This window comes from Xanthomonas sp. LMC-A-07, assembly GCF_030208825.1.
GTDB classification, from domain to species: Bacteria; Pseudomonadota; Gammaproteobacteria; order Xanthomonadales; family Xanthomonadaceae; genus Xanthomonas; species Xanthomonas campestris.
This window is the reverse complement of the sequence record NZ_JARVTF010000027.1, coordinates 1-10,135: the sequence shown is the minus strand read 5'-3', so window position 1 is coordinate 10,135 and position 10,135 is coordinate 1. Positions and strand designations below refer to the sequence as shown.

Genomic DNA, 10,135 nt, shown 5'->3' with positions numbered 1-10,135 from the left:
TGCGTAGCGGAATGACGGGTGGATAGTCAGGGAGTAGCGCTTCAGCTACAAATTGATTGGGCGGTTTTTTCATACCCGGATAACTCGACATGGGGCCTAACGCTTGAATTAAGCCGACCCGCGAAGCGGGTTCGGCTTGAATGAATTGTTAGCGCCCGCGCCGGGCAAGTACACAGGCGTACCGAGCGCGGCAGCGTAATGTGACTGAGATGAGAACGGCCAGTACGCCATGTCGCCGGCGGACCGTAGGCGACGGAAGTAGATGCGTCCTGCTAATCCAAGTGTCAGCAAGTTGCTAATAGTGAGAAGCGCAGACTGGCCGCGGGAGAGAACCGGCCAAAGGTAGGCAAGGCCTGACTTGAGAAAGAGGACGCAGCGAACTGCCGCGTCCCTTTGAGCTTGCGACAGCCTGTCGGCACCGACCAGGCGGTGCTCTCGAAGATCACAGTAGAGCAGCCATAGGAATTGGTTGTAGATCTCTCGGATCGCCGGATCCGCCGACTTTGGCACCGCATCGTCGAACTGGAAGTTTGTGATACGAGCGCCAATGAGCCAGCGCGTTGACTCAGCCAAAGTTGCTCGAGCTTGCTGATCAATTGCCATAGGGCGCTAACACCTGAGTTAAGCCGACCCGCGAAGCGGGCTCGGCTTGAATGAATTGTTAGCCGTAGCAACCGGATCGACCATTGCCATAGTCAACAGTGATTTGCGCTGAACGAAGTGTGGATGTGAGTAAAAGTGCCTTGATGGGATCGGCGCCTTCGCATCTCCGAACCTTAAGTGGCGTGTGCTTGTTCCTTGCAGCATAGACAAAAACGTCCTCAGTAGACGAAACGCGACTCCCAAGACGAATCGTGCCGTCCGAACGGAGGTACACAGTGTCAGGAGCGGGGCGTTGCCAGAAGAAAGCAATGGCGGCGATCACTACAAGTAAGAAGGCAGTCGAACGTTTCATAAGGGCTAACGCTTGAATTAAGCCGGGTTGCGAAGCAACGTCGGCTTGAATGAGTTGTTAGGCAGTGAGTGGCTGCGAAGGTTGGATGGTGCAACCATGCTCCCCAGCACTGCCGCCTGGACCAATTTTGCCACAGCTTGCGGGGTGGAGCTTGCTCAGCGATGCAGCGGCACGTGATGCCACCGAAGCCAACTGCACCGAGCGCAGCGCGGAAACGACGTACCAAGGCGAAGCACCGAACTTACCGCAACCAGCAACGGTGATGACTGCTGTCCGGAGCCAACCGCATGCATGCCTGCGAAATCACCGAAGGGGCAACCACCAGCGCATTCGCTCCATCACGGCCTAACGCTTGAATTAAGCCGAGTTGTGAAGCAACGTCGGCTTGAATGAGTTGTTAGGCAGCGAGTGGCCGCGAAGGTTGGATGGTGCAACCATGCTCCCCAGCACTGCCGCCTGGACCGAGTGTGCCACAGCTTGCGGGATGGAGCTTGCCCAGCGATGCAGCGGCGCGTGATGCCACCGGAGCCAACTGCAACGAGCGCAGCGCCGGAACCAAGTGCCAAGGCGAATCACCGAACTTACCGCAACCAGCAGCGGTGATGACTGCTGTCCGGAGCCAGCCGCATGCATACCTGCGAACTCACCGAAGCGGCAACCACCAACGCATTTGCTCCACCGCTGCCTAACACCTGAATTAAGCCGACCCGCGAAGCGGCTTCGGCTTGAATGAATTGTTAGGCCTCACTCAGTGCTCCGCAGTGAGCGAGCCTTCAATGCTCGCCTTTGGTGCAGTGGTGCGCCGGAGGAAGTCCTGCAGCATGGCTTCTCGACATTCCGCAAGTGACCGATTGTCACGTTGTGCATACATGCGGGAGGCATGCTCGAAGAGATCGGCGAGAAGCTCTCCAAAGTCTTCGGCGGTACCGTCCACATCGCTACTAATGATGACGTGGAGTTGGCCGTGGGCTGCCCACAGGCGCATGAGCTCAAAGGCCTCGGGATCCGTCAAAGCGTCTGGAGGAATATCGAGTTCGTCAGAATGCATGTCTGGGGCCTAACGCTTGAATTAAGCCGAGTTGCGAAGCAACGTCGGCTTGAATGAGTTGTTAGGCAGTGAGTGGCCGCGAAGGTTGGATGGTGCAACCATGCTCCCCAGCACTGCCGCCTGGACCGAGTTTGCCACAGCTTGCGGGATGGAGCTTGCTCAGCGATGCAGCGGCGCGTGATACCACCGAAGCCAACTGCAACGAGCGCAGCGCGGGAACGCCGTGCCAAGGCGAAGCGCCGAACTTACCGCAACCAGCAACGGTGATGACTGCTGTCCGGAGCCAACCGCATGCATGTCTGCGAACTCACCGAAGGGGCAACCACTAGCGCATTCGCTCCACCACGGCCTAACGCCAGAATTAAGCCGCGCCGCGAAGCGGCGTCGGCTTGAATGAGTTGTTAGGCAGTGAGTGGCCGCAAAGGTTGGATGGTGCAACCATGCTCCCCAGCACTGCCGCCTGGACCGAGTGTGCCACAGCTTGCGGGAGGGAGCTTGCCCAGCGATGCAGCGGCGCGTGATGCCACCGAAGCCAACTGCAACGAGCGCAGCGCGGGAACGACGTGCCAAGGCGAAGTACCGAACTTACCGCAATCAGCAACGGTGATGACTGCTGTCCGGAGCCAACCGCATGCACACCTGCGAACTCACCGAAGCGGCGACCACCAACGCATTTGCTACACCACGGCCTAACGCCTGAATTAAGCCGACCCGCGAAGCGGGTTCGGCTTGAATGAATTGTTAGGGGCCATTGCCGGTGGCCGCAACACGCACGCCTACAAGCAGGCCAGTGCCAATGCAACCGGGCAGTACCCAGGCCCAATCCGTTGGTTGGTGGAAAAAATTTGCGAGAAGTAACCCTAGCGCCCCCAAAACAAACGACCAGCCCGACAAGTGTAGCCCCTCAAGCGGCATGCTTTGGTTGAATGGATTGGCAGTCCAACTGGGGCGTTGCCAAACCAGGTCATTGCGAAGTACCTGCCAGGCAATGACCGAGACCAAGGCGAATCCGCCAAGAATGAAAGGAATGTACCACTTGGGCGGTTGTGAGAAGTCGTCAGGCATTGTGGCGCGAATGAGTAACCACGCCGGTATGGATAGCGCCACTAAAGTCAGGCGGGTAGTCAGCCAAATGTGCGAGGATCTTTCCATGCCCCCTAACGCTTGGGTTAAGCCGAGTTGCGAAGCAACTTCGGCTTGAATGAGTTGTTAGGCAGTGAGTGACCGCAAAGGTTAGATTGTGCAACCATGCTCCCCAGCACTGCCGCCTGGACCGAGTTTGCCACAGCTTGCGGGATGGAGCTTGCCAAGCGATGCAGCGGCGCGTGATGCCACCGAAGCCAACTGCACCGAGCGCAGCGCGGGAACGACGTGCCAAGTCGAAGCACCGAACTTACTGCAACCAGCAACGGTGATGACTGCTGTCCGGAGCCAACCCATGCACACCTGCGAACTCACCGAAGCGGCGACCACTAACGCATTTGCTCCACCACGGCCTAACGCCTGTACTAAGCCGACCCGCGAAGCGGGTTCGGCTTGAATGAATTGTTAGGCAGAGACACGATCAACTCTCCATCGAAATTTCATCGATCGCTCCGGCGTCGCCAAAGCGGACGGAGAGAACGTAGTCCGTTACGTCACCAGGGAGCGAAAAGTCAAAGTTTTCAATATCCCCCTCGCCCCAGTTGGACTTGAGCTGGAGCAGCCTGAGTACCGCAGCTGGATCGGGTACATCAGTACCGGTATGCTCTTGCCAGTAATCCTGAGGAAGCTCTTCTAGGTGATGCCCGACGAACATAGTGGTGCTGAACTCGCCGGCCTCTGTCCCATACGCATTCCGGATTGCATCAAGCGCCAGCTTTGCACGCTTCTCAACTTCGTCTGCCATGATCTCTCCTTGTCTGCCTAACGCCTGAGTTAAGCCGAGCCGCGAAGCGGCTTCGGCTTGAATGAATTGTTAGGCCTCACCTTTCGGCAGACCCGCGAGCTATCAAACATCCTGCTGAGGTGCGACGAGTGCTCCACCGTGATAGATCAAATCCGCCAGTACCCGTTCGTCTATCGTCTTCTTAAGCTTTGTCCCGTCAATCGGAACTCGCGCTTCTGTACCGTCTGATCTAGCAAAGACAAGGAAGTAAGAGTCGCCATCTTGAAGCACCTCTCGAATCTCGATGCGGTGGACTCCATTGCGCTTAACTACTACAAGTGCTTCGGAAAGGGGGTCGCTTGAATCTGTCATGTGAGGCCTAACGCCTGAATTAAGCCGCGCCGCGAAGCGGCGTCGGCTTGAATGAATAGTTAGCCACCTGGCCGCATCACCGGACAAGCCCCCACTAGCGCGTTCGACACGAGAACATTCATGGGGTCTTTCCAGACATCTTTGTTGGTCAGCACATGCTTATCAACAACGTCTCGCAATGCCTCGCTGCTCATTTCAGAAGTACATGCATGAACCTTCTGCACCTCTTCCTTAGAGGCTCCGTAGAATCCAGAGCTCAGCAGCCCGTCTACAACGCCCATTACATAGGCTGATCGAGTGGCAGGTGACTGCGTCACATACGTCTCGCCTTTCAAGTACCCATCATAGACGTGCACCGACTGCGCAGAACTAGTCGAGGCAGCTAACAACAGACCAGCGAATAATCCAAATCGCATAACCAAATCTCCTAGGGGCTAACGCTTGAATTAAGCCGAGTTGCGAAGCAACTTCGGCTTGAATGAGTTGTTAGGCAGTGAGTGGCCGCGAAGGTTGGATGGTGCAACCATGCTCCCCAGCACTGCCGCCTGGACCGAGTGTGCCACAGCTTGCGGGATGGAGCTTGCCCAGCGATGCAGCGATGCGTGATGTCACCGAAGCCAACCGCACCGAGCGCAGCGCGGGAACGACGTGCCAAGGCGAAGCACCGAACTTACCGCCATCAGCAACGGTGATGACTGCTGTCCGGAGCCAACCGCATGCACACCTGCGAACTCACCGAAGCGGCGACTACCAACGCATTTGCTCCACCACGGCCTAACGCCTGAATTAAGCCGAGCCGCGAAGCGGCTTCGGCTTGAATGAATTGTTAGGCAGCGAGCTCAGTGAAGAAGGTGAGCCTGTTGCCGTCTGGATCAGCTACCAAGATTTCGCGAGTTTTCCATGCGGTGTTGCGCGGCGAGCCAGATTGAACAAGTCCCGTTGTTTGGAACGCCTGATGGCACTCGTCTACATCTGGAACAGCAAAGTAGACGGCGCCACCGACCTGACAGTCGTCTGCGTGTTCTGTCAGGAAAATCGATTGGTGCCCGCGAGTGAGCTGCGCAAAGACCGGAAAATCCGGCGCGTGCCGATACTCCCAATCGACGGTGAATCCAAGCCCCTGAACGTAGAACGGGAAACTGGCGGAAGCACTGGTTACCCGAAGGACGGGGGTCACTGTCTGAGTCACGATGATCTCTCCTTGCTGCCTAACGCCTGAATTGAGCCGCGCCGCGAAGCGGCGTCGGCTTGAATGAACTGTTAGACCTCATTCTCTGATCTCACGAATAATTTTGACAATTCTCATGGCGCGTTTTGAGTACTCAGTACAGGCGCTGGCATGACTATCTGACGCCCGCTGGTGATTGTGGTCATTCACGCTATAGGTTAGATCCAAGTACTTTTCTGCTCGGTCTACCAGGCCGTCCAAAAGCGCTATTTCGCGACGGAGTTGAAGAAGTTGTCTCTGGAGCGGCGTTTTGAAGCTTAGAAATGCGGACACGCGAGAATCTAGTAGGGGTACAGAGTAGTGTTGTAATGCGAGGCCCACTCCAACTGGGCTTGCAGAGTGCATCGCAAGCGCAGAAAGCTGCTCGTCATCAAGCTTAAGGAATGTTTCAACGCCTTTTTGGAGGCGTGATACCGCTACTACTTGAGGGTACTCTTCGACTACGGCCTTCATTTCCTGGAGAAATTCACGATCGAGTGTGCCTTGGCTCATCCTGACGCGGTAGGCTGCGGTGGCGATGGTCGTAGCGAACTCCTCGAGCTCTGTAATTATCGCGGATCTTCCAAGTTTATTGTCCTTGCGTTGTCTAATCGCATCAACGATTGAAGGGCCGAGCAAGCCAAGAAGCCAGCCGATGAGTATGAGCGCCACAGGCTCGAGAAACTTTGGCATGAGGTCTAACGCTTGAATTAAGCCGAGTTGCGAAGCAACGTCGGCTTGAATGAGTTGTTAGGCAGTGAGTGGCCGCGAAGGTTGGGTGGTGCAACCATGCTCCCCAGCACTGCCGCCTGTGCAGAGTGTGCCACAGCTTGTGGGATGGAGCTTGCCTAGCGACGCCGCGGCGCGTGATGCCACCGAAGCCAAGTGCGACGAGCGCAGCGCGGGAACGACGTGCCAAGGCGAAGTACCAAACTTACCGCAACCAGCAACGGTGATGACTGCTGTCCGGAGCCAACCGCACGCACGCCTGCGAATTCACCGAAGCGGCAACCACCAACGCATTTGCTCTACCACTGCCTAACGCTTGAGTTAAGCCGGACCGGTTTGCGGCCGCGGCAATGGTTCAATCTTAGTGCCATTTCCGCGGCCGCGAAGCGGGCTCGGCTTGAGCGAATTGTTAGGTTGCAGCCTACCGGAGATCGACAACGTTGCCTGGCTCGCTCGCCACTACGACAGCCCCGTCTCTGAAGTCGGGCGAGGCGTCCGGGCCGAAGCATGGTTCACATTCAAGTGTGATTTCATCCCCGCGTAGGTGAAGGACAAAACTGCAAACAGTCTCACCGAGCGTGCCTGTTACGCGGGGCTCGCACAGCGTGACCGGCTCAGGCAGTTCAAGTAGAACTGCGACCGTGGCGAAGTAACCGCAGCCGGTGTATTCGTACCGCGAGAGTTCGGGGGCTTTCAAGATGGCGTCGAGTGCTGCCGGCGACAACTCACTGCCGGCCAGAATACGGATTGCTTCCACTTCAAAGTCGCGTAGTGCTGTCATCTGCAACCTAACGTCCGAGATAAGCCGACTTGCGAAGCAAGTTCGGCTTGATTGAGTTGTTAGGCGACAGGCGCGAGATCATCGGGAAACGCTCCTGCAGCTGCCCACTCACTTTCAGAAAAGTCATCTGCGACAAAGCGGCGGCGCCATGCTCGATTGAGATGCGCATAGACGTGCCCCAAGTCTACCCGTAGCTCAGGCTCCCCATACTCCGGCTCAGCAGAAATCTCCTTTATGAGATTGCCCAGATGCTCGTATGCATCCTCCAGGTCGTGGAGGAGCATGGACCTGCCCAAGGGATTGTCAGTGCGATTGATCATGATCCTGTCGTCTAACGCTTGAATTAAGCCGAGTTGCGAAGCAACTTCGGCTTGAATGAGTTGTTAGGCAGTGAGTGGCCGCGAAGGTTGGATGGTGCAACCATGCTCCCCAGCACTGCCGCCTGGACCAATTTTGCCACAGCTTGCGGGGTGGAGCTTGCTCAGCGATGCAGCGGCACGTGATGCCACCGAAGCCAACTGCACAGAGCGCAGCGCGGAAACGACGTACCAAGGCGAAGCACCGAACTTACCGCAACCAGCAACGGTGATGACTGCTGTCCGGAGCCAACCGCATGCATGCCTGCGAACTCACCGAAGCGGCGACCACAATGGATTGCTCCACCACGGCCTAACACCTGAGTTAAGCCGCGCCGCGAAGCGGCGTCGGCTTGGACGAATTGTTAGGGGGCAGGCAGCAGTGCATAACTGCTCACTCCGATGTAGCGATCAAACGGCTCGCGCTCGGCTGCAGGAAGGCGGCTCCGTTGAATGCGAAGCGAGTAGCCGCCTTGCATAACGCCCGAGCTTACCAAAGCCCAATCGGCTACTTCCGATTCCGGCACGAACTTCCTTGTGCCGGGGGATAGGTCAGTGAGCTCAGGCGGCGCCTCGAAGACGGACGCATTGAGCCCAGAGGGCGTAGCGGACTCCACGCTTAGCCAAAGCCACATGCCGCCACCTGCCGGATCAGAGATGTATGTTTTTACCATCGGCGGGACGTCAGTCGGTGTCCCATCGGCTAGGAGCCGACGAAAGTAGCTTAGCGAGCCGTGAGCTGCTCGGGCGGCGTCCGCAAGCTCCCCGTTGGGAATCGCCATAAAGAGAGGTTCGTCTTCGGGTTGCTCAAATTTGCTGGTGGTATCAGCTTGGCCAAGGCCCAGCATGCCGCGTACGAACCCAAGAATCTTGCCCACGTTGCTCACTCCCGAAGCCCCCTAACGCTTGAATTAAGCCGAGTTGCGACGACGTCGGCTTGAATGAGTTGTTAGGCAGTGAGTGGCCGCAAAGGTTGGATGGTGCAACCATGCTCCCCAGCACTGCCGCCTGGACCGAGTGTGCCACAGCTTGCGGGAGGGAGCTTGCACAGCGATGCAGCGGCGCGTGATGCCACCGAAGCCAACTGCAACGAGCGCAGAAGTGAAACGAGGTGCCAAGGCGAGGCACCAAACTTACCGCAACCAGCAACGGTGATGACTGCTGTCCGGAGCCAACCGCATGCACACCTGCGAACTCACCGCAGCGGCAACCACCAACGCATTTGCTCCACCACGGCCTAACGCCTGAGTTAAGCCGAGCTGCGAAGCGGCTTCGGCTTGAATGAATTGTTAGGCGCCATCGACTCAACTGTGCCGCCGGAGAAAGAAACTATGAACTCCACCGCCTTGCTACAAAGAGTTGCATGAGGGGAGCGAACTACCAGAACCAATGGCTGCGTAGAGACTGGGTCAATGTCCAGTTGCTGCCCAGGCGAACCGCGAAGTGAAACCGATAGCTCCGTCCAATTGTGGTCTTCCGGAGTACGGGAGTCGCCGTCCGAATCGACGTTACAGCCAGCGCCCCACAGATGCTCAGCGACCAGATAGTACGCCGGCCGCGGTCCAGGTGCTTTGATTTGAATCGCGTGATCGCTGGACATGGGGCCTAACGCCTGAATTAAGCCGAACCGCGAAGCGGGTTCGGCTTGAATGAATTGTTAGGCCGCAGCATACAAAACCCCAAGAGCTAGGAACTGTACACAGATTACTGCGAGAGCGAATTGCCAAATGGGTCGTGGTGGCGTGAGCATGTGCACGAATGCGTACAGAGATTTACTGTACAAGAACTGGTAAGCAAGTGCTCCCAATGCTGCAGCGAGAAATCCGAGGAGCGGCTTGCCGTATGGGAAGGCCCAAATGGAGGCCAGCAAAGCTGCGTACGTCGGGATGCCGAGAAGGTGCATGGTCCGCGTACCGGCAGCATCCATTTGAGTGTATTCAAAGATCACGGATGGCTCTCTCTCTGCGGCCTAACACCTGAGTTAAGCCGCGCCGCGAAGCGGCGTCGGCTTGGACGAATTGTTAGGGCTCAGCTGGCGACAGACCATGACGCGTGCTCCACTCAGCGGACCAACTGAAAAGCTTGACGTGGTGCACCTGATGCCAGCCCTCGCCTCGCTCATTATCCAGCATGGTCTCGGTGAGATCGACTCCGCCCCACGCCTGCGTAAAGAGGTGGCCGTCTTGGCAACTACCTTGCTCGGCATGCTCTCGAAGCCTGCGAATCTCCCGTTCCAGCGCGAGGAGGCCAGACACGTCACCATGAATATGGACGACATTGCCTTCCGGGTTTGCAACGATGCTTAGCATGAGAAGCGAATCACCTTTGTCTGCGGCCGGACGCCTGAACTAGGCCGACTGGCGAAGCCAGTTCGGCTTGAATGAATTGTTAGGCGCCAACCTACGGCACAAACCCGGCAGGAAGCACCCTGATCTCCGTGGCCATGCAAATGCCGTTGCCACCGGACAGCGGTCGCACTCCCAAGATGGTGCCGTGAGGCGCAAGCTCTGCTTGGACAATGACCACAGGTTGCTCGGAGCCATCCTCAAGTGACTGGATTGCACAGCAAGGCAGGGCAATTGTGGCGGCGGCGGAATCACCCTGTACGTAGAAGACTGCGGAGCCAGCAGCGACGTCGGCCTCCGTAGCCGGACGGCCGACAACACAGGGCGTGTTGTGCCACTCACTTCCTGCGATTGAACCCCAAAGATCGGCCATGTTTGTTGTGGCGCCTAACGCCTGAGTTAAGCCGAGTTGCGAAGCAGCTTCGGCTTGAATGAGTTGTTAGGCAGTGAGTGACCGCAAAGGTTGGATGGTGCA

General features: G+C 57.3%; 9 protein-coding genes. 1 reads left to right on the top strand and 8 read right to left on the bottom strand.

The window, feature by feature from the left end; genetic code table 11:
* Positions 1–1,703: 1,703 nt before the first annotated feature.
* The 8 genes from QRM89_RS21030 to QRM89_RS20995 all read right to left on the bottom strand — a co-directional run bounded on the left by QRM89_RS21030 (position 1,704) and on the right by QRM89_RS20995 (position 8,193).
* The gene (locus QRM89_RS21030) at positions 1,704–2,003 is read right to left on the bottom strand and encodes a DUF5076 domain-containing protein (protein WP_228957718.1); all 300 of its coding nucleotides are present in this window, start codon (positions 2,001–2,003) and stop codon (positions 1,704–1,706) included.
* Positions 2,004–3,567: 1,564 nt separating this feature from the next.
* On the bottom strand, positions 3,568–3,891 hold the full coding sequence (locus tag QRM89_RS21025; RefSeq protein WP_228426146.1) for a DUF2004 domain-containing protein: 324 nt from the start codon (positions 3,889–3,891) through the stop codon (positions 3,568–3,570).
* Positions 3,892–3,993: 102 nt separating this feature from the next.
* The gene (locus tag QRM89_RS21020) at positions 3,994–4,242 is read right to left on the bottom strand and encodes a hypothetical protein (RefSeq protein WP_285449073.1); all 249 of its coding nucleotides are present in this window, start codon (positions 4,240–4,242) and stop codon (positions 3,994–3,996) included.
* Between the two features lie 826 nt (positions 4,243–5,068).
* Positions 5,069–5,431: a VOC family protein gene (locus tag QRM89_RS21015; protein ID WP_080999099.1), complete on the bottom strand. Its 363-nt coding sequence runs from the start codon at positions 5,429–5,431 to the stop codon at positions 5,069–5,071.
* A gap of 78 nt (positions 5,432–5,509) precedes the next feature.
* Positions 5,510–6,142, bottom strand: coding sequence for a hypothetical protein (locus tag QRM89_RS21010; protein ID WP_285449064.1), 633 nt, complete (start codon positions 6,140–6,142; stop codon positions 5,510–5,512).
* A gap of 457 nt (positions 6,143–6,599) precedes the next feature.
* Positions 6,600–6,959 (bottom strand): hypothetical protein, encoded by a 360-nt coding sequence (locus QRM89_RS21005; protein WP_285449061.1) that lies wholly within the window; start codon positions 6,957–6,959, stop codon positions 6,600–6,602.
* Positions 6,960–7,018: 59 nt separating this feature from the next.
* Positions 7,019–7,279 (bottom strand): hypothetical protein, encoded by a 261-nt coding sequence (locus QRM89_RS21000; protein ID WP_285449058.1) that lies wholly within the window; start codon positions 7,277–7,279, stop codon positions 7,019–7,021.
* A 401-nt stretch (positions 7,280–7,680) separates the two neighbouring features.
* Positions 7,681–8,193, bottom strand: a complete 513-nt coding sequence (locus QRM89_RS20995) for a DUF2314 domain-containing protein (RefSeq protein ID WP_285449056.1) — start codon at positions 8,191–8,193, stop codon at positions 7,681–7,683.
* Positions 8,194–9,324: 1,131 nt separating this feature from the next.
* Here QRM89_RS20995 and QRM89_RS20990 point away from each other — a divergent pair.
* A complete protein-coding gene (locus QRM89_RS20990) occupies positions 9,325–9,621 on the top strand; it encodes a hypothetical protein (protein WP_263626009.1) in 297 nt (98 codons plus the stop codon).
* The last annotated feature ends 514 nt before the right edge of the window (positions 9,622–10,135 follow it).